Annotated in this window: 16 protein-coding genes; 12 read left to right on the top strand and 4 right to left on the bottom strand. The window is 64.4% G+C overall.

Annotated features, from left to right (window positions below; genetic code table 11):
* The first annotated feature begins 213 nt into the window (after positions 1-213).
* The 8 genes from eno to QQS14_RS11435 all read left to right on the top strand — a co-directional run bounded on the left by eno (position 214) and on the right by QQS14_RS11435 (position 11,746).
* Entirely contained in the window at positions 214-1,503 is a 1,290-nt protein-coding gene (gene eno, locus QQS14_RS11470; RefSeq protein WP_285907137.1) for a phosphopyruvate hydratase, read from the top strand.
* Positions 1,504-1,672: 169 nt separating this feature from the next.
* Positions 1,673-2,530 (top strand): bifunctional methylenetetrahydrofolate dehydrogenase/methenyltetrahydrofolate cyclohydrolase FolD, encoded by an 858-nt coding sequence (gene folD / locus QQS14_RS11465; protein ID WP_285907136.1) that lies wholly within the window; start codon positions 1,673-1,675, stop codon positions 2,528-2,530.
* 177 nt (positions 2,531-2,707) lie between these two features.
* The gene (locus QQS14_RS11460) at positions 2,708-3,571 is read left to right on the top strand and encodes an SDR family oxidoreductase (protein ID WP_285907135.1); all 864 of its coding nucleotides are present in this window, start codon (positions 2,708-2,710) and stop codon (positions 3,569-3,571) included.
* Between the two features lie 7 nt (positions 3,572-3,578).
* Positions 3,579-4,346: an HD-GYP domain-containing protein gene (locus QQS14_RS11455; RefSeq protein WP_285907134.1), complete on the top strand. Its 768-nt coding sequence runs from the start codon at positions 3,579-3,581 to the stop codon at positions 4,344-4,346.
* Between the two features lie 125 nt (positions 4,347-4,471).
* Positions 4,472-6,757, top strand: a complete 2,286-nt coding sequence (locus QQS14_RS11450) for a PAS domain S-box protein (protein ID WP_285907133.1) — start codon at positions 4,472-4,474, stop codon at positions 6,755-6,757.
* Positions 6,758-7,030: 273 nt separating this feature from the next.
* Positions 7,031-7,960, top strand: coding sequence for a glycine zipper domain-containing protein (locus tag QQS14_RS11445; protein ID WP_285907132.1), 930 nt, complete (start codon positions 7,031-7,033; stop codon positions 7,958-7,960).
* Between the two features lie 2 nt (positions 7,961-7,962).
* Positions 7,963-10,341, top strand: a complete 2,379-nt coding sequence (locus tag QQS14_RS11440; protein WP_285907131.1) for a DUF4852 domain-containing protein — start codon at positions 7,963-7,965, stop codon at positions 10,339-10,341.
* 43 nt (positions 10,342-10,384) lie between these two features.
* Positions 10,385-11,746 (top strand): nuclease-related domain-containing protein, encoded by a 1,362-nt coding sequence (locus QQS14_RS11435; RefSeq protein WP_285907130.1) that lies wholly within the window; start codon positions 10,385-10,387, stop codon positions 11,744-11,746.
* A 67-nt stretch (positions 11,747-11,813) separates the two neighbouring features.
* Here the strand turns inward: QQS14_RS11435 and QQS14_RS11430 are convergent, their stop codons facing one another.
* On the bottom strand, positions 11,814-12,389 hold the full coding sequence (locus QQS14_RS11430; RefSeq protein WP_285907129.1) for a flavodoxin family protein: 576 nt from the start codon (positions 12,387-12,389) through the stop codon (positions 11,814-11,816).
* A gap of 9 nt (positions 12,390-12,398) precedes the next feature.
* Positions 12,399-12,908 carry a nitroreductase family protein gene (locus tag QQS14_RS11425; RefSeq protein WP_285907128.1) on the bottom strand — a complete coding sequence of 170 codons (510 nt, stop codon included), beginning with the start codon at positions 12,906-12,908 and terminating at the stop codon, positions 12,399-12,401.
* A gap of 166 nt (positions 12,909-13,074) precedes the next feature.
* Here QQS14_RS11425 and QQS14_RS11420 point away from each other — a divergent pair, with 166 nt between their 5' ends.
* The 4 genes from QQS14_RS11420 to QQS14_RS11405 all read left to right on the top strand — a co-directional run bounded on the left by QQS14_RS11420 (position 13,075) and on the right by QQS14_RS11405 (position 15,775).
* Positions 13,075-13,473, top strand: a complete 399-nt coding sequence (locus QQS14_RS11420; protein WP_285907127.1) for a winged helix-turn-helix transcriptional regulator — start codon at positions 13,075-13,077, stop codon at positions 13,471-13,473.
* 59 nt (positions 13,474-13,532) lie between these two features.
* Entirely contained in the window at positions 13,533-14,078 is a 546-nt protein-coding gene (locus QQS14_RS11415; protein ID WP_285907126.1) for a hypothetical protein, read from the top strand.
* Positions 14,075-14,845 carry a substrate-binding periplasmic protein gene (locus QQS14_RS11410; protein ID WP_285907125.1) on the top strand — a complete coding sequence of 257 codons (771 nt, stop codon included), beginning with the start codon at positions 14,075-14,077 and terminating at the stop codon, positions 14,843-14,845. The genes QQS14_RS11415 and QQS14_RS11410 overlap by 4 nt, the downstream gene beginning before the upstream one ends.
* A 165-nt stretch (positions 14,846-15,010) precedes the next feature.
* Positions 15,011-15,775: a substrate-binding periplasmic protein gene (locus tag QQS14_RS11405; RefSeq protein ID WP_285907124.1), complete on the top strand. Its 765-nt coding sequence runs from the start codon at positions 15,011-15,013 to the stop codon at positions 15,773-15,775.
* A 7-nt stretch (positions 15,776-15,782) separates the two neighbouring features.
* Here QQS14_RS11405 and QQS14_RS11400 read toward each other — a convergent pair whose 3' ends face one another.
* Complete coding sequence (locus tag QQS14_RS11400) at positions 15,783-16,559, bottom strand: ATP-binding protein (protein ID WP_285907123.1); 777 nt, start codon at positions 16,557-16,559, stop codon at positions 15,783-15,785.
* A gap of 87 nt (positions 16,560-16,646) precedes the next feature.
* Positions 16,647-18,524, bottom strand: a complete 1,878-nt coding sequence (cooS, locus tag QQS14_RS11395) for an anaerobic carbon-monoxide dehydrogenase catalytic subunit (RefSeq protein WP_285907122.1) — start codon at positions 18,522-18,524, stop codon at positions 16,647-16,649.
* Between the last annotated feature and the right edge of the window lie 22 nt (positions 18,525-18,546).

Genomic DNA, 18,546 nt, shown 5'->3' with positions numbered 1-18,546 from the left:
ATCAGCATAAAGAGTCGTTGAAAAACTCGAAAACACAGGCTGTTCAAAAATGGTGAGATGCAAGGCGCGAAAAAAGGTCAAGGCCGAAGCGTACTCCAGGTACGCGAGGATTTGACCTTTTTGAATAAGCTTTCTGTACGGCTCGAAGACTCGCCTACAGTCGCTTAACGTCCGCAGATCGTCGTTTTTCAACAGCCAGGCAAGGAGTCGATCATGAGTACCATCACTGGCGTCTGGGCCCGCGAGATTCTGGATTCGCGCGGCAATCCCACGGTTGAGGTCGAGGTCATCCTCGAATCGGGCGTCATGGGCCGCGCGGCCGTGCCCTCGGGCGCGTCCACCGGCTCGCGCGAGGCCCTGGAGCTGCGCGACAAGGAAGAGCGCTACAACGGCAAGGGCGTCATGACCGCTGTCGAGAACGTTCGCGGCGAGATCGCCGGGGCGATCATCGGCATGGACTGCCTGCGCCAGACCACCCTGGATAACGCGCTGATCACCCTTGACGGCACCGAGAACAAGGAGCGCCTGGGCGCCAACGCCATGCTCGGCGTGTCCATGGCCGCTGCCCGTGCCGCCTCGCGCTTCCTGGGCCTGCCCCTGTACCAGTACCTGGGCGGGGTGAACGCCAAGCTGCTGCCGGTGCCGCTCATGAACATCATCAACGGCGGCGAGCACGCGCCCAACAACCTGGACATCCAGGAATTCATGATCATGCCCGTGGGCGCCGAGACCTTTGCCGAGGCCCTGCGCATGGGGGCTGAGACCTTCCACATGCTCAAGGCGATCCTGGCCAAGGACGGCCACGTCACCTCGGTGGGCGACGAGGGTGGCTTTGCCCCGAACCTCAAGTCCCACGCCGAGGCCTTCGAGTACATCATCCGGGCCATCGAGGGCGCTGGCTACGAGCCCGGCCGCGACATCTGCCTGGCCATCGACGCCGCTGCCAGCGAGTTCTACAAGGACGGGAAATACGTCCTGGCCGGCGAGGGCAAGACCTTCACCTCGGCCGAGCTGGTGGACTTCTACGACGACTTCACCGACAGGTTCCCGCTGGTGTCCATCGAGGACGGGCTGGCCGAAGGCGACTGGGACGGCTTCGCCCTGCAGACCGACAAGATGGGCGACCGCATCCAGCTGGTGGGCGACGACATCTTCGTGACCAACCCGGACATCCTGGCCGAGGGCATCGATCGGGGCGTGTGCAACTCCATCCTGATCAAGCTCAACCAGATCGGCACCGTGTCCGAGACCCTGGACACCATCGAGCTGGCCAAGACCGCGGGCTACACCACGGTCATCTCCCACCGCTCGGGCGAGACCGGCGACCACTTCATCGCCGACCTCGCCGTGGCGGTCAACGCGGGCCAGATCAAGACCGGCTCCCTGTGCCGCTCGGACCGGCTCGAAAAATACAACCAGCTCCTGCGCATCGAGGAAGACCTGGCCGACGACGGCGCCTACTACGGCCCGGTGCTCGGCGGCAGTTTCTTCGACGAAGAGTAGGGAAAAGGGCGGGGCGGCCGGATCGCGACAACGCTGTCGCCACAGCGCCGCCCCATGGATTCAATGTCTCGAGCCTGCCGGGCCGAGGGCGCGATGCTCCCGGCCCGGCATGCCCGGAATTCACGCAAGTCCGTGCCGAGCGGGCTTTTGACTCGCCGGAGGCAACAGCATGATTCTACTCGACGGCAAGGCGACTGCGGCCACCATACGGGCCGAGATCAAAGAGGAAGTGACCGAACTCGCGGCCAGATTCGGGCGCAGCCCCGGGCTGGCCGTGGTGCTCGTGGGCGACGACCCGGCCAGCCAGGTGTATGTGCGCAACAAGGAGCGCGCCTGCGAGGACTGCGGCATCGTCTCCATGCCGCATCGGCTGGAGAATGCCTCCCAGCTGGAGCTTGAGGGGCTGATCCAGCAGCTCAACCGCGACGTGCGCGTGGACGGCATCCTGGTCCAGCTGCCCCTGCCCAAGGGGCTCGACAGCCAGCGCATCCTCGACCTGATCGACCCGAACAAGGACGTGGACGGGTTCCACCCGGTCAACGTGGGCAAGCTCAGCCTCGGGCTGCCCGGGTTCAAGCCGTGCACCCCGGCGGGCGTGATCAATCTGCTCAAGCGCTACGACCTGGACCCGGCCTGCAAGAAGGCCGTGGTCATCGGCCGCTCCAACATCGTGGGCAAGCCCCTGGCCATGATGCTCTCCCAGGCCGGGCCGTGCGCCAACGCCACCGTGACCCTGTGCCATTCGCGCACAGCGGACCTCAAGGCCGAGTGTCAGGGGGCGGATTTCGTGTTTGCAGCCATCGGCATGCCGGGCTTTGTCACCGCGGACATGGTCAAGGAGGGCGCGGTGGTGGTGGATGTGGGCATCAACCGCACCGACGAGGGCCTGGTAGGCGACTGCGATTTCGAGGGCCTCAAGGACAAGGTCCACGCCATGACCCCGGTGCCGGGCGGCGTCGGCCCCATGACCATCGCCCAGCTGATGGTCAACACCCTGGAGGCGTACAAGCTCCACGTAGGCGCGTAACAGGCTCTTCTGTGACGATCACAGGGGCGGTCCGGGATGCCGGGCCGCCCCTTTTTGCGGCCGCGGGGCGATTTGGCGGGTCAGGGCATTTGCCTTTTCCGTACCCTTTCGTGTAGCGTGGCCCGGGCTTGAAACATGCAGGAAATCCGGCCGGCGGGCCGGAACAGGAGGCAGGCGATGGGCAGTGTTTTTGTGACCGGGGCCACAGGCGTCATCGGGTCGGCCGTGTTGGCATCCCTGCGCGAGGCCGGGGTGGATGTGGTGGCCGGGGCGCATGCCCCGGAGGGAGCCGAGGCCCTGGCCCGCGACGGCGTTCAGGCGCGGGTCTTTGACTTTTCGGACCAGGAGTCCATGACCCGGGCCATGCAGGGGTGCGACAGGCTCTTTCTGGCGCTGCCCCTGGCCGAGGGCATGGCCCGGCGGGGCCATCTGGCCGTGCAGGCGGCCAAGGCGGCGGGCATCGGCCATATCGTGCGCGCCAGCGCCTACGCCGCGTCGTCCGATGCCCACTGGCGGCTCGGGCGCGAGCACGGCACCGTGGACCAGTTTGTGGAGGATTCCGGCATTCCCTTCACCATCCTGCGGCCCAATGCGGTCATGCAGCGTTTCGCCACCACCCTGGCCCCCATGGTGCGCGCAGGCCAACTGGCCCTGCCCGAGGAGGACGCCAGGGTCAGCTACATCGACGCCCGCGACATCGGGGCCTGCGCGGCCCGGCTGTTTCTCGACGACGCGACCCACCACGGACGCACCTATGCCCTGACCGGCCCCCAGGGGATCTCCCTGGCCGAGGTGGCGGCCATCCTGACCAAGGCCACCGGCCGGGAGGTGGCCTACCGGCCCGTGGACGAGGCGGTCTACATGGAGGCCCTGGCCCGGGACGGCGTGCCCGAATGGACCGTGAACATGCTGGTCAGCCTGACCCGGGTGGTCAAGCTCGGCATGGCGGGCAACGTGACCGGGGCCGTGGCCCATCTGACCGGCCACGAACCCCGCGCCTTCGCGGCCTTTGCCGCCGAACACGCCGACGCCTGGGCATAGGGTCGTCGTGCTCAAGGGGCAGGACCGGCTGGTGGAGGCCATCAAGGCCATCGCCGCAGGGAACTATTCAAGCGACATCATGGAGCTGACCGGCCCGGGCTATCCGCCGGAGGTGCGTGAGCTGGCCGAGGCCGTGGGCATGATGATGGTCCGCATCGAGACCAGGGAGTTTCACCTGGAGCAACTCATGGAGACCATCCGAACCAACTCGCTGAACGCGGTCACCGCGGTGGTCAACGCCCTGGGCGCGCGCGACGCCTATACCGAGGGCCACGGTGAGCGGGTGGCCGTTTATTCCGAGCGGCTGGCCCGGCGGCTGGGCCTTGACGAGGAAGAGGCAGAGCGCATCCGCATCGCGGGCGTGCTCCACGACATCGGCAAGATCGGCTTCAGCGATCTGATCTTTTCCAATGAAGACACCGTGATGAACGAGGACATGCTCCTTGAGATCCGCAGCCATCCCCAATGGAGCTACGACATCCTCAGAAACCTCGACTTCCTTGGCCCGGCCCTGGACTATGTCTACGCCCATCACGAGCGCATGGACGGCCGGGGTTATCCGCGCGGCCTGTGTGGTGAGGACATTCCCCTGGGCGCACGGATACTGGCCGTGGCCGACTGCTTCGACGCCATGACCACGGACCGGCCCTACCAGCCGGGCAGGACGCCCCAGGCCGCCCTGGCCATCCTCGGCACCCTGGCGGGCGATGCCCTGGACCCGGCCGTGGTAGACGCCTTCATCATAGAGATCGAGGACAACGGCATGGTCGGCTAGCAGTGGGCCGCCACCCGATGTCATCTGCCTGTCGTTCCTGGAACAGCTTATCATTTACTTTTTGATTTCGTGTGGTATGCAGCGGCGATGGAAATCCCTGTCCTTCAGCCCATCGAATACCGTTTATGCCGCGACGCATCGCCTATCTGATACCTCTCGTGGTCGGGCTGGCCCTGGCCGCCGCGCTGTCCCTGACCCTGCATGCCGATGGGCAGCGCCATGCCCAGCATGCGCGGCTTGAAGTCTTTCATCGTCTGTCCGTGGTCCAGAGCGGGTTCGAGAACGCCCTCAACTCGCGCCTGCACCTGGCCCGCACCCTCAAGACGGTCCTTGCTCTTGACCCGGACATGGACCAGTCGGCCTTTGCCGCCCTGGCCAGGGGGCTGCTCGCGGACCTGGGCGGGGTGCGCTTCGTGGAACTGGCCAGGGACGACCGGATCACCCATGTCTTTCCCGAGACCGGCGGTGCGGCATCGGTGGGTCGGCGACTGGCCGAGGACTACCCCCAAGAGGTGCGTCAGGCCGCGCTGCATGCGGTCAGGACAGGGCAGGTTCAGGTTCTCGCGTCCACCCGGATGCCCGAGGTGGGCGAGGCCGTGGTGGCCCTCATGCCTGTCGATCTGCCCGCTGGCGGCCACTGGGGCATGATCCTGGTGCTCATCGACGCCGGGACCCTGTTTCGCGAGGCCGGGGTCATGGACACCTCCCTGCGGCTGGACATCGCCTTTCGCGAGCAGACAGCGGGCGGCTGGCGCATGATCTACGGCAATGGGTCGGTCTTCGCGGCAGCCCCGGTGATCATGAACACGCCCGTGCCCCAGGGGCTGTGGCAGGCTGGCGCGGTGCCCTCGGGCGGCTGGCACCCTTCGCCCAACCGCCCTGTTCTGATCTATGGCGGCGGTGCGCTCATCCTCCTGGCCACAGGCGGGCTGCTGGTCGTCATGCGGCTCGTGGCGGCCAGACTCAGGGAGCGCGAGCAATACCGCTATCTGGTGCAAAACGCCCGCAGCCTCATCCTGCGCATCGACCTGAATGGAACCATCGTCTTCTGCAACGAGCATGCGGAGCGTTTCTTCGGCTTTGCTCCGGGCGAACTCCTTGGGTGGCCCCTCGTGGGCACCCTGATCCCGGAACGTTGCCCGGACGGCGAGCCCACCAAGCGGCGGCTCAACAGGCTGCTGGGCGACCCGGCCGAGCCGGTGCTGGCCGAAACCAAGGTCATCCGCCGGGGCGGCGAGTTGGCCTGGGCCTCCTGGGCATACTCGCCTGTGCGCTCGGCCGATGGGGCCATGGTCGAGCTGCTCTGCGTGGGCACGGAAATCACCGACCGCCGCCAGGCAGAGGAGGCCCTGCGCCAGAGCGAGCGCCAGTACCGGCTGCTGGCAGACAACGTCACCGATGTCATCTGGGGCACGGACGCTGACCTGTGCGTCACCTTTGTCAGCAAATCCGACCTTGGTCTGCGCGGGTTTGCCCGGGCCGATGTCCTGGGGCGACCCCTTGGCGAGTTCCTGACCGGCGTGTCGCGGGGCAGGCTCGTGGAGGCGGTGGCCGCGCTCAAGGGCATGGCCGACGCCCACTGCGACCAGCCGCCCGCCGTGACCCAGGACCTCGAATTCCTTTGCGCCGACGGCCGCTCCATCTGGCTTGAGACCCGGCTCGGGCTGCTGCTCAACGAGTCGGGCGACAGCGTGGGCGTGCTCGGCGTGGGGCGCGACATCACGGACCGCAAGCTGGCCGAGGCCCTGCGCGACGATGTGGAGCGCATGGCCCGCCATGATCTCAAGACCCCGCTGGGCGCGGTGGTCGGCCTGCCAGGGGAGATAGAGCGGCTGGGAGGATTGACCGAGGCCCAGTCCGGCATGCTCAGGACCATCGAACAGGCGGGCGAGACCATGCTCGTCCTCATCAACCGTTCCCTGGACCTCTTCAAGATGGAGCGCGGCACCTATGGCCTGAGCCGCCGCCCGGTGGATCTGCTCCAGACCCTTGAGCGGATCAAGGCGGAATGCCGGTTCATTCTGCGCGAAAAGGGCATCAGCGTGGGCATTGAGGTGGCGGGCGGCCTGCCCGACGAGGGAATGGTGGTCCCGGCCGAGGAGGAGCTGCTGCGCACCATGCTCGCCAACCTGCTGCTCAATGCCTTCCAGGCCTCGCCCGAGGGCGGCTCGGTGACCGTCACCCTGACCTCCGGCGATCCGCTGACCCTGGCCATCCGCAACCAGGGCGAGGTGCCCCCGGCCATCCGCGAGACCTTCTTCCAGAAATACGTGCGCGCCGACACCTCCCCCGGCTCCGGCCTTGGCACCTACTCGGCCCGCCTCGTGGCCCGAACCCACGGCGGCGACATCACCCTCGACACCGCCACCCCCGGCGAAACCTGCATCATGGTGACCCTGCCCCGGCGGTGAGCGCCGTGGTCAATGGCCGCTCTGGGCGTGTTTCGTTCTTTGATTGGGAATGAGGTGAATGCATATCCATCATGTTGACACTCTTCCTGTTTTTTACTACCTGAACCCATTGTCCAATCCGCAACGAGACGGGAAAGGAAGACGCTGCGGGCGCTTCGCTTTTTCGTTTTGTTGCCGTGGCACATTGCGATTCCGGGCTCCTTTGTGGGGTACCTAGCCGACGAGGAGAGGGTATGCCTTGCCCAGTCAAAACCGCATTTCGGAGGTTTTACTATGTTTGGTCGTCCAAGAAAGCGTTTTTTCACCCTTGCACTCACCTCACTGTTGATCCTGTGCCTGCTGATGTCGGGTTGCCAAGCGACTAAACGGGAGACCGGCACTGCTGCCGGAGCCGTCTTGGGCGCGGCGGCAGGAATGTTCTTCGGCAGGGGGGTGGGCAAGGCTGTTGCCATTGGTTTGGGTGCCGTGGTCGGCGGTTTTGTCGGCAACATGATCGGTGGGTATCTTGACGATCAGGACCGACTGGCCCTTGAGAAGGAGTCGGCCAAGGCTCTCTCCGAACTCAAAGATGGGGGCACGTCCAAATGGGAAAACCTCGAAAGCAAGGCGGAAGCTGAAATCACGGTAGTCAAAACAGAGACCATCCAGAGGAATGTGCCGATAGTCAGACACAAAGAGGTCAAGAAGCCGGGAACGCTCACCATGATCGGAGAGCCCTATGAAATACTGACGGATTCAAACGTGCGGTTTGGGCCTTCGATGGAGTATGACGTGGCCAAGGTGCTAAAGAAGGGGAGCGTTGTCCTCGCTGTGGGACAGGAAAAGGGCACCAACTGGATTCTGGTGAACCAGGATCGTCAGGCCATCGGGTACATCCACGCTTCCCTTGTCGGGAAGGAAGGCACCCTGGCCGAGAATGAGAGAAAGACAGAGAACTCTGTCGCCGTGATGCGCCCGGCCTATGATCTTGACGAGATGTCGGGAGACATGGCGAGCGCACAGACCATTCGGCCCGCCATCAACCTTGACGAAATGGTCGCAAGCTATGCCGACACCCCTGAGACCGATGACCTGGTTGCCGAGCGCGTGGATGTGGAGGCTCCGGCCAGAACCATGAAGATGAAGGTCGTCACCCCGCACGGGGAGGAAGAGACGACTGTCGTGGCAAGCAAGGGAACGGACGGAGCCTGGGAGATCTTGTAGCCATGAAATGGAGAACCGGTTTTCTGGTCACTGTCTGCCTGCTCATGTCAGTTGGGGTTTCCCATGCGGCATCCTGGCACAAGGTCGCGTACTCGAAAAAAATGGGTGCAGAGGTCTTTGTTGACCAGGGACAAGCCAGCTGGTGCAGGGAAACGGTCGAGGTCAAGGTTCTCCTTGATGCTGGCAGCCCCTTGGAAACCGGTGGTCTTGAGGGCTTTTTGCAGACCGCATGTTCAGTCATCGCTCGCGATTGCCAAGCGGCAGTCGTGGCGAATCTCAACGTTTTCAGTCGGGCGGATGAGACCTTGTTCGGCAGTTATACAGCCGCCATCCAGAACGAATGGAGGCCTGTCAAGGCTGTGCCTTCGGCTCATCCCGCTCCCCCGGCATCCGGCGAGCAGCCCGGGCCCTCCGAGCCCGTAACGGCTCAGGAAGCCAAGGCCGTCAAGGCGGACTATATCAATCTTGTGGCGGGCGTCATGCCTGCCACGCAGGACGTCCTGGCCGATGAGCAGGCGGTAATCGACTATGTCAAAATCAAAGATTGTAAGGCGGTCCAGAGGGCCGAAAAGGACGAGTTCGCCCTAGCGAAAATGAAGCACGATGCCCGGGCCGAGGCCGAAGCCTTCTTGCAAAGCGCCAAACCCGAGGTGGTTGAATTGACATTCCCGGCTCGGCTTGGCGAGTATGATTTTGATACAAGCGCTTTCAGCTTTGTGCCGATGCCTTCGGGCACGACCAAGAAAGTCGGTGCCGAATGGTCTGCGTGGTGCCCCAAAAATACCACCTTCCCCGAAAGCATCGAGGTGGTCATCAAGGGCGGCGAAGTGATCCAGCATCTCGCCATGCCGCCTGACCGCGCAGAGGCCCTTCTGAAGTCCATGCGTGGAGACAGGCGGGTCACGGTCAGGGCAACGCTCAGGGTCGAGCAGTGGGGCCAGTATTCCAGGAATGAGCGTACGCCGCCAACCATCACGGTGGTTCCTGACGCCGTGGCGGTCTCCATTCCAAAAACCGGTAAACCTTTTTTTGAATACCCGAGCAGTTGGCTTGAACCTCGCGTGGCCGCATGGCAGAAAAAGAATGAGGAGATGGAAAGAGAACAGCGGCTGCGGCAAAAGGCGGCGCGCCTCCGGCAGGAGCGCGAGAAACTGGCCCAGGCCGAGCGAATCCAGGCCGGGACCGAGCCGATTCTTGCCACCCCGGAGGTAGTCCTTGCCCATTTCAAGAAGTTGTCCGCCCCGGAAGCGTCCGGGACGACCATCAATGGCGTGGATGTAAGACGGCCTCTTGTTTTTCGGGCGACACCGCAATTTGAGGAAGGCATCGCGAGCGCTCTTGCATCCCCCATGGGCGAGGTGGCGGTGCTCAATCAAATTGAGCCGGAAGCCACGGCTGCGCTTGTTTTCAACTCGGACGAGGGCAGAATCAAGGTCGTCGTGCAGAACATCAAGGATTTTTCGACGGTTGTCATTCCTGCGGAAGTTGTGTCTGGAGTGAAGGAAGGCCTGGGGGGATCAGGCACCTCTTCGGCTCCTGAGATGGCGGCTCGGCGGACTGCGAGCGAGCGGGGTCTGGGCCGACTGCTCTCGGGATATTATCCCGGCCCCGAGATACGACTGGAGTATGTCGCGGAGCCTGTGGGATATGCAGAGGACCCCTGGAAGGGCGGCAAGCTTCTCTATGTCCACGCTGTCAAATGCGTTTCCCACATCAAGGTGGCGGACCAGAGTACGGAGCAGACCTGGGAAGCCAAGGCCTCGTCGAAACCACAGCCGTTTGTCCAGAAAAGGGATGAGCGCACCGCCAGAACGCTTTCCATCATCGGCGTCAATGGGGGCATGGAGAGCGACAAGGTCAAGAGTATTGTGACCGACAGGCTCAAGCTGCCCCTGGCGTTTGATGAGCATATCAAGATTCTTGCCTCGCCAGACACGACCCCGACAACGGAGAAAGACATTCTCACCCTCCTCTATGGGGGAGAAACGGTTGTTCCGGGGCAGCGTGACTTCAGGGGGTACTTCGTGCAAACCGGCAAGTCGCTGATGGGTTTTGGTTCTCCGGTGTACTCCCTGCGCCAGGCAGTGTTGAAGCAGACAGCCGCGCCTCAGGAGAAGGAGGCCATCCTCGATGGCCTGATCGCGAGGTTCGGCGAGCCTGATCTGCTGTTGAGCGACAAGAGGGTGAGCATATTCAACTGGGGCAGGAGAATCTCGGACGACAGGTCGGAGATGCCCATCGGAAAAGACTTCCGCCGTCCGGTTTCGGCCCTTGAAGCCCAGGTCTACAGCAGCGAGCACGGCGTCCTCACCGTGTTGATCCTCACTGATGAGGAGCTCTATCCGGTCAAAGCCGACGTCACGACACAGACAGTCTTCTGACGCGTTCCACAATGGCAGCAACGACGCCTTCGGGGGGCACGGTATGAAACATCTGGCAAACACCACCCTGTTCCTGCTGGGTTTTCTCCTGCTTGCGGTCCACGCCGCCCAGAGTGCGGAGCCGTATCATTTCGCCTTCTCGAAAAAAAAGGGCGTCGATGTATTTGTTGTCTCGGACGGCGATGCCTGGTGTCAGCGACTTGTGGAGATTCAGATTCGTCTCGCCGCCGACAGCCCTCTTGCCAGGGAAGGAGTGGAGGCTTTCTTTGGGAAACAGGTCGGGCCGTTGCTCAACGCCCAATGCCCGAGCGTTGAGCGGGCCATCATCACGGTGATCAAGGCAGAGACCGGCCAGCGGATTGCTTCGATCCGTGCCAGTCGGGACGAGGGGTGGACGCCCCGGGCGGCCCTGCACTGGACAGACAACAAGTGGGTGCTCGCAGGGTCTGCGTGTCTTGTGGGCGCGGTGCTGTTGTGGGCCGTGGTTGCAAGAAGAAGGCGCACTGCCCGGACGAGCGCTCCCCGGCAGGTGATGGCAGCGCCCGAGCATGCGAGGGGCGTGTCCCAACCAAATGCGGCCCCGCACATCGTCACCGCGCCCGAGTATCATCGGCGACTTCGGGCCATTCCAGACCGGTCTGCCCCGGACAACGGAGGAAGCGATGGAGCGGGACGCCGGGGAGAGGCGGCAATCCTGAGGGTCATCAGAGGCATAGGCGGCGGCATAGTCTATTGGGGACTCGGCCTGAGCTTCGAGAGGAAGCGATGTGAGTTCGACATCCTGATTGTGGCCCCGCGCGGTGTGCTCCATGTGGAGGTGAAGAATCTCTCAGGGACGTGGAAGCCGGACCCGGACTCCATGGAAGATGGCTACGCCACCAAGTGGATCAGGGAGAAAGATGGCTTGGCAATGAAAAGTCCCATCTCTCAGGCGCACCGGGCTCGTTTTCTGCTCGGTGAAGCGGCGAGGATTATCTGTTCATATCAACTCCCGGTACACAGCGTTGTCGTGGTTGCCAATGATACGTTCGAGTTCACGGGCGAGAAGGATGACCGCGTGAGCCTCATGCGCGATTCCGAGTTCCGGGCATACTATGAAGAGTATGCCCATGGCCGGGAGTCTTCGGTGGTTGGCGTCGCCAAGCCCCGGCTCGCCCGACTCCCCCTGTATGTCATGCGGTTCAAGCAGCTTCCGGTCTGTTTTGATCTGCGATCATTCGGCAGGGACCGGAGGGATATCCATGTCCTGCGCGAATGGACGGACGAGGATTTTGATCGTGAACTTCGTTGCCTACTCATGGAGGCCTGGCAGTGGGACAAGATCGGCATTGATGTCTCTGCCATATGGTTTGGAAGCTCTGATGATGTCCATCCCGAAAAGGCCCCGCCTGACGGGTATGAATAATCTTACGCGAGCGTTGATCGTTCTGCGGTGAAGCAAAGCCCCCTTGCGGGGGCTTTCTCGTTCAACCTCAACCGTGAATCTTCTTCAGCAGCCAGGCCATGTTCCGGCCGAGGATTTCCATGGTTTCCATGGCCTCGGCGTCTTCGGACACCTGGCCCTTGTCCATGCCCCGGCCCAGGTTCCAGTAGCGGGAGCCGGGGACGATCATCTGCTCGATGAAGAAGAAGGCGTTGAGGGCGTTGAATGTGAGCATGTCGCCGCCCCGGCGGCTGACCACCACGGGCGCGCCCACCTTGCGGGCGAACATGTCGCCGTTGACCCGGCCGACCATGCCCGCGCGGTCGATGAGCGCCTTCATCTCGGTGGTGACATTGGCGAAATAGGTGGGCGAGCCGAGGATGATGCCGTCGGCCGCATCCATGGCCGCGATACAGTCGTTGACGAAATCATTGTCCACGGCGCAGCGGCGGTCCTTGTTCTTGATACACTTGTAGCAGGCGATGCAGCCGTGCATGGGCTTGCCCGAAAGCTCGATCAGTTCGGTTCCGATGCCCTCGGCCTCGAGCTGGTCGAGGACCTTGCGGATCATCAGGGCCGTGTTGCCCCCCTTGCGCGCGCTGCCGTTGATGGCGACTACCTTCATGGTCTGCTCCTAATAGGTGTTGTAGTGAATCCTGTCCTCGCGGAACCTGTTGACCTCGCCCGATGGCTGGGCGGGCCAGCCCATGGGCGCGAACCCGAGGGGGATGACGCCCTGCGGCAGGTTGGCCAGTTTCGTGAAATCCCTGACCCGCTCCTCGATGGGGTAGATGCCGGTCCAGACCGCGCCAAGCCCCAGGCCGTGGGCGGCCAGCAGGAGGTTCTGCATGGCGGCCGAGCAGTCCTGCACCCAGTAGCCCGCGTATTTCTCCAGGGAGAGATCGCCGCAGACCAGGATGCCCACGGGTGCCTGGGCCGCCATCTTGGCATAGGGATGAATGGCGGCCGCATCGGCCAGTTTGGCCGGATCGGTCAGGACCACGAACTGCCAGGGCTGGGCGTTGCCCGCGCTGGGCGCGGCCATGGCCGCCTCCAGCACCTGGCGGATCATGGCCTCGGCAACGGGCCTGTCCTCGAATTTACGTATGCTGCGCCGGGTGCGCAGGGCGTGCATCAGGTCCATGGGCTTCCCCCTTGTCTGCCCCGGAACATGCGGCCGGGGATGTGTTTACCCTGAGTATCTTTTCTGCTACTGGGGCAAAAAGATCAAGTACGCACGGCAAAGTGCCATAGTCACCAAAAAGATACCGGACCGAGCCCGAGGCAGGGCGTCAGGTCACGGAGAAACCATGGGCGTCACCTGCACCCTCAAGCATTGCGGCAACAAGACCTACTATTGCAACGTGGAGCTGACCCTCCAGGTCATCGGCGGCAAGTGGAAACCCATCATCATGTACCGGCTGGGCGACGGCGGAACCCTGCGCTTCAGCGAGGTCAAACGGTCAATCCCCAACATTTCCCAGAAGATGCTCACTCAGCAGCTGCGCGAGCTTGAGGCCGACGGCGTGGTCCATCGCGAGGTGCATCCCCAGGTGCCGCCGCGCGTGGACTACTCGCTGACAGAACTGGGCAAAAGCGTCATGCCGGTCATCGAATCCCTGAGCCGGTGGGGCAGGCGCTACGAGGATTGGGCGAACCGGCAGGATTCGGGGCACGAGGCACGGGGCGCGGCCAGCGCGGTCCTTTGATAAATTGCGCGACATTGTGTACGGTCCCGCAACCGGGAAAAGTGCTTCGCGAGGTGAACATGGCAAAATCGCTGCAATTGTATCTGACCGAGGTCCGGGCCTGCTGGCTTGAGGCCCGCATCGTGCTGGACGGCGAGCAGTACGACCTGAGCACCCATTGCGCCCTGTCCGAGCCACTCAAGGACCTATTTCGCTGCCTGTGCGATGCCCACGGCCTGGAAGGGCCGCCGGACATGGTTGCCGACTACCGCCACCTGGAGTTCGAGTGGGTGGGCGAGGGGTGGCTCTACTACTGGGCGCTGACCCCCGGCCCGGATGGGCGGCTTGAGGTGAGCGTGGAGTTCAAGGGCAAGCGCGAGGTGGGCGGCACCGAGTACCCGGTCTGGAACATCCGGTTTGCCACGGATTGGGCCACCCTGGCCGGGCAGATATTTGCCCAGTCTGCCAAGCTGCTCCGGCGGTACGGCTTTGCGGGCTATCTCGACCGCTGGTCCAAGGACTTTCCGGCCGGGCAGATGATGCGCCTTGGTCATCTGCTGCATGACCAGTCGCCGGAGTGCGAGGATCTGGCCCGCGAGCTGGCCTATCTCGGGGAAACCGCGTGATCAGGCAGGGATCTCGCTTCCTGCTGGCGGCCGGGCTGCTTTGCCTGCTGTGGGTTGCCCCGGCCCGGGCTGACGGGCTGCATGTCATGACCGAGGTCTATCCGCCCTTCAGCTATCAGGTGGAGGGCGAGCCACGGGGCTTTTGCGTCGAGATCGTGCGCCGCATCCTCGACAGCCTGGGACGGCCTGACACGGAGATTTTCTTCTATCCCTGGGCCAGGGCGTACCGGGAGATCCAGGAGGAGGACGGCCGGGTGCTCTTTCCCATGAGCCGCTCGGCCGCTCGCGAGGCCATGTTCCGCTTCGTTGGCCCCGTGTTCGAGGACACGCTTTATTTCTACGCCCGAAAGGGAGCGGAAATGCACATCGCCTCCCTGGACGACGCCCGCCGGGTCAGGGCCATCGGCGTGACCCGCGACGACTTCTATCATCAGTTCCTGGTCACACGCGGCTTTGCCAACCTCGATGTCAGCACCTGTCAGGCCCACGATTTCCGCAAGCTGGCCCAGGGCCGGGTGGATCTGGTGCCCATGGGCGAGAAGGCGCTGGCCCAGTTCGTGGGCAGGCTCGACGGGCTGGACCCGGCCATGTTCGAGCGGGTTGGGCCACCCGTCTATACGTCCGGGGTCTACATCGCGTTTTCGCGCTCCACGCCGGACGGGGTGCTCGGAGAGTGGCAGCAGGCCCTGGACGACCTCAAGGAGGCGGGGGTCTATGATGCCATCATGAACCGCTATTTTCCCGTTGCCGAAGAGTCTCTCCCATAGGTTTCCCCCCCGGTTGACAAATCCTTGCGTGCTGGTAGGTTGGCACGATGCCGCCCTTGACGGGCGCAAGCGAGAGGGGAGACCATGCGCAACAGGGGAGAGGTAGGTCCGAGGTGGCGGGGCAGGCGGGAATATGCGGGGTTCCGGCGCGGGTTGAGAGTCGCGGTGCAGGCAGTCGCGGTGCTGGCGGTGCTCGTGGCGCTGGCTGTGGCACCTGCGGCCGGGGCAGAGGGAGAGGCCGTGCTGCGCGTCTCCTTCAACGACCTGCCGCCGTGGAAGGTGCTCGGCCCCGGTGGCGAGCCCGCAGGCATAGACGTTGAATTCCTCGGCATGCTGGCCTCCCGGATGGGGCTGTCCGTCGAATATGTCCACTATCCCTTCAAGCGCGGACTCAAGATGATGGAGGGCGGCGAGATCGACCTGATGATCGGCGTGCTCCGCAGGCCCGAGCGCGAAGCATATCTGCACTTCATCGAACCGCCCTACAAGAACGAGTCGAGCAAGGCGTTCTTCGTGCTCAAGGGGCGCGAACACGCCATCGCCAGCCATGAGGATTTGCGCGGCCTGCGCGTGGGCACGGTTCTGGGCGGCCGGTATTATCCCGAGTTCGACGACGACCCCCGTATCGACAAGTATCCCGTAACTTCGCCCGAATTGAACATCAGCATGCTTCTGGCCGGGCGCATCGACGCCTTTGTCATGACCGAGACGGCAGGTGACCACCGGGTGGCCGAGCGCGGCCTGGAAGGGAAGGTGGGCAAGGCCCGGTATGTGCACCGGGAGTGCCAGGACGTGTATGTGGTTCTCTCCCGGCAATCGCCCCACGTTGCCCGGCTTGAGGAGTTCAACCGGGCCATGGCCGAATTGGTGGCAGAAGGGGCCTTTTTCCGCGCCAGGGAACAGTTCCTGGAGAGTCTGGCCAGACAGTAGCTCCGGTTCACTGCGTCAGCAGGTCAAGCATGCGGCCCAGGGTCGCGTCCACCGCATCGCCCTCGGGCAAGCCGAGAACCGAGGCATCCGTCATCTGCCGCAGGGCCAGTCCGCCGAGGGGGGGCATGGTCAGCCTCCAGCCGGGCAGTCCCGGCAGGGCGGGCACCTCGCCCCCGGTGTGGCGGTTGATCACCAGCACCTGATTGTTCAGCCCCAGGTCGCGGGCCATGCGGCCCACCTCGGCCCCGACGAGCAGGCCGCGCATGCTCGGCTCGCTGACCACCACCAGCCCGTCCACATGGGCCACCGTGCCCCGGCCCAGGTGCTCCACCCCGGCCTCCAGGTCCACCAGCACCCATTCGTCGCGGCCCATGACCAGATGGGCCAGCACCGCCTTGAGCAGGGCGTTGGCATCGCAGGCGCAGCCGCCGCCCGCGTTGGTCAGCGCGCCCATGACCAGGAGCCGCTTGCGGCCTGGGGTGACTCCGGGCAGCGGCGCAGCGCCAAGGGGCACGTCCACGGCCAGTGTCTCGGGCAGGTCGCCCACCTCGGGGTTGAGATCAAGGAACCCGCCCGCGTGGATGCGCTCGCGCACCAGATCGGCCCGGCGTACCAGCGGCTCGGGCAAAGCTCCTGCGGGCAGGCCGGAAGCCTGCCCCAGCGACAGGGCCGTGTCCGCGTCGATCATCCAGACGTCATGACCCTGCCGGGCCAGCAGGTCGGCCGTCCAGGCGGCCAGCGAGGTCTTGCCAACCCCGCCCTTGCCCGCAAAGGCGATCTTCATGCACGCTCCTTGGTCGTTGCGAGGGCCAGGATGGCGGCGGGGGGAGCGCCCCTTGAATGGGATTTCCCCCCGTCGCCTGAGGTTCTGTTATTCGCTCAGCCCCAGCGCCTTGCGCTTGGCCCTGATGCGCACGTCGAACAGCTCCGCCGCCTTGACCGGGTCGGGCTCGATGACGAAGCACGCGCCAACCAGGTCTTCCAGGCCGGACACGGCCAGGTTGGTGACCGTCTCGGAGCCGAGGATGTTGGGCGGATGGCCCAGGTGGGTGTAGATGCCGCTGGCCACGGCGTACAGCCCGATGGCCGCCGCCTTTTCGGAGTACCACTCGGGCGAGGACGCGCCCACGGGCAGGTCCGAGATGTCCACGCCAAGGCCGTTGGCCAGAGCGGCGCAGAGCTGGAGGATGCGGGCGTTGTCCACGCAGGAGCCGTAGTGCAGCACCGGCGGGATGCCCAGCGACCCGCAGACCTTGCGCAGTCCCGGCCCGGCCTGATCGATGGCCCCGGGCAGGAGCAGCCCGGCCTTGCCCGCCGCCGTGGTCACGCAGCCGGTCACCAGCACCAGGATGTCCTTCTTGATCAGCTCTCTGGCCAGCACCACGTTCATGGAATCCTGCTGGAACTTGGGGTTGTTGCAACCCACGATGCCCACCGCGCCCCGGATGTCGCCGCTGGCGATGGCCTGGATCAGCGGGTCGAGGGAGCCGCCCAGGGCCTTGATGACCGCCTCGTTGGAGAAGCCGGTCATGATATCCACGGGCTCGCCCGGGATGTCCACCCGGCCGGGGTCGCGCTCGGCATAGGCGTCCACGGCCAGGGCCACTATCTCCCGGGCCTGGGCCATGGCGTTGTGGGGGTGGATGTCGTAGTGGATGGCCCCGGTGAAGCGCGCCTTGGACGCGGTGTCGATGAACCGGGTGTGGTAACAGCCGGATATCTGCACAAGGCTCGGCATGATGCACTGGTAGTCCACCACCACGGCCTCCACCGCGCCGGTGATGATGGCCAGCTCGGTCATCAGGTGGTTGCCCGCCATGGGAATGCCCTGGCGCATGAGCAGTTCGTTGCCCGTGCAGCACAGCCCGGCCACGTTGATGCCTGTGGCCCCGAGCTTCTTGGCCCGCTCGATCAGCTCGGGCTCGCGGGCCGCGGCCAGGATCATCTCCGAGACCACCGGGTTGTGCCCGTGGACCAGGATGTTGACCTTGTCCTTCTTGATCACGCCGAGGTTGGCCGTGGACATCCTGGGCGTGGGCGTGCCGAAGATGACGTCAGAGAGTTCGGTGCCGATCATGGACCCGGCCCAGCCGTCGGCCAGGGCGGTGCGCGCCGCGTGGATCAGGGTGTTGGGCGCGTCGTTGTCGCAGCCCATGTGGGTGCGGTGCATCATCTCCGCGATCTCGCGGTCCACGCCGCGCGGGGTCATGCCCAGCTTGGCCCAGATGGCCTTGCGCTTTTCAGGCACGCGGCACAGGAAGTTGACGGATTTGCGGCGGCTGCCGAAGTCGGCGTAGAAGGCGTCCATGACGTCGCGGGCCACGTCCATGGTCGCGCGGCCCTCGGTGGCCACGCCGATCTCGGCGGCGATGGCCGTGAGTTTGGCCTCGTCGGTGATGCGGTAGTCCTTGGTCTCGCCCTCGACGATGGCCTCGAGCACCTCGATCAGGTCGCGGCCGTGGTCCGAGTGGCCTGCCGCGCCGCCCGCCACGAAGCGGCCGAAGTTGCGCGCCACCACCACATCCGCGTCTGCCCCGCACACGCCGCGTGGGGCCTTCTTGCTGATGCGGCAGGGGCCCATGGTACAGTTGCGGCAGGTGGTGCCCAGCTCGCAGAACTTGCAGTGGGGCGTCTGCTGCGCAAGCCGCTCGTGCACGGTCTCGATGCCTTCGGCCCTGGCCTTTTTGATCATGGCCCGGGCGTCTTCCCAGATGGAGAGTTCTTCAACCGGTCTTGGTTCCTTCGCCATGTCTCCCTCCCATTTTCTTAGG

The organism is Pseudodesulfovibrio pelocollis (assembly GCF_030282845.1).
GTDB classification, from domain to species: domain Bacteria; phylum Desulfobacterota; class Desulfovibrionia; order Desulfovibrionales; family Desulfovibrionaceae; genus Pseudodesulfovibrio; species Pseudodesulfovibrio pelocollis.
This window is presented reverse-complemented; position numbering and strand designations above follow the sequence as displayed.

What these genes read in the sequence shown, in the direction of transcription:
- eno (WP_285907137.1), top strand. Translation starts at nt 214, where the DNA reads ATGAGTACCATCACTGGCGTCTGGGCCCGCGAGATTCTGGATTCGCGC.
- QQS14_RS11435 (WP_285907130.1), top strand. Translation starts at nt 10,385, where the DNA reads ATGAAACATCTGGCAAACACCACCCTGTTCCTGCTGGGTTTTCTCCTG.
- QQS14_RS11450 (WP_285907133.1), top strand. Translation starts at nt 4,472, where the DNA reads ATGCCGCGACGCATCGCCTATCTGATACCTCTCGTGGTCGGGCTGGCC.
- QQS14_RS11460 (WP_285907135.1), top strand. Translation starts at nt 2,708, where the DNA reads ATGGGCAGTGTTTTTGTGACCGGGGCCACAGGCGTCATCGGGTCGGCC.
- QQS14_RS11440 (WP_285907131.1), top strand. Translation starts at nt 7,963, where the DNA reads ATGAAATGGAGAACCGGTTTTCTGGTCACTGTCTGCCTGCTCATGTCA.
- cooS (WP_285907122.1), bottom strand. Translation starts at nt 18,524, where the DNA reads ATGGCGAAGGAACCAAGACCGGTTGAAGAACTCTCCATCTGGGAAGAC.
- QQS14_RS11420 (WP_285907127.1), top strand. Translation starts at nt 13,075, where the DNA reads ATGGGCGTCACCTGCACCCTCAAGCATTGCGGCAACAAGACCTACTAT.
- QQS14_RS11445 (WP_285907132.1), top strand. Translation starts at nt 7,031, where the DNA reads ATGTTTGGTCGTCCAAGAAAGCGTTTTTTCACCCTTGCACTCACCTCA.
- QQS14_RS11400 (WP_285907123.1), bottom strand. Translation starts at nt 16,559, where the DNA reads ATGAAGATCGCCTTTGCGGGCAAGGGCGGGGTTGGCAAGACCTCGCTG.
- folD (WP_285907136.1), top strand. Translation starts at nt 1,673, where the DNA reads ATGATTCTACTCGACGGCAAGGCGACTGCGGCCACCATACGGGCCGAG.
- QQS14_RS11425 (WP_285907128.1), bottom strand. Translation starts at nt 12,908, where the DNA reads ATGGACCTGATGCACGCCCTGCGCACCCGGCGCAGCATACGTAAATTC.
- QQS14_RS11430 (WP_285907129.1), bottom strand. Translation starts at nt 12,389, where the DNA reads ATGAAGGTAGTCGCCATCAACGGCAGCGCGCGCAAGGGGGGCAACACG.
- QQS14_RS11415 (WP_285907126.1), top strand. Translation starts at nt 13,533, where the DNA reads ATGGCAAAATCGCTGCAATTGTATCTGACCGAGGTCCGGGCCTGCTGG.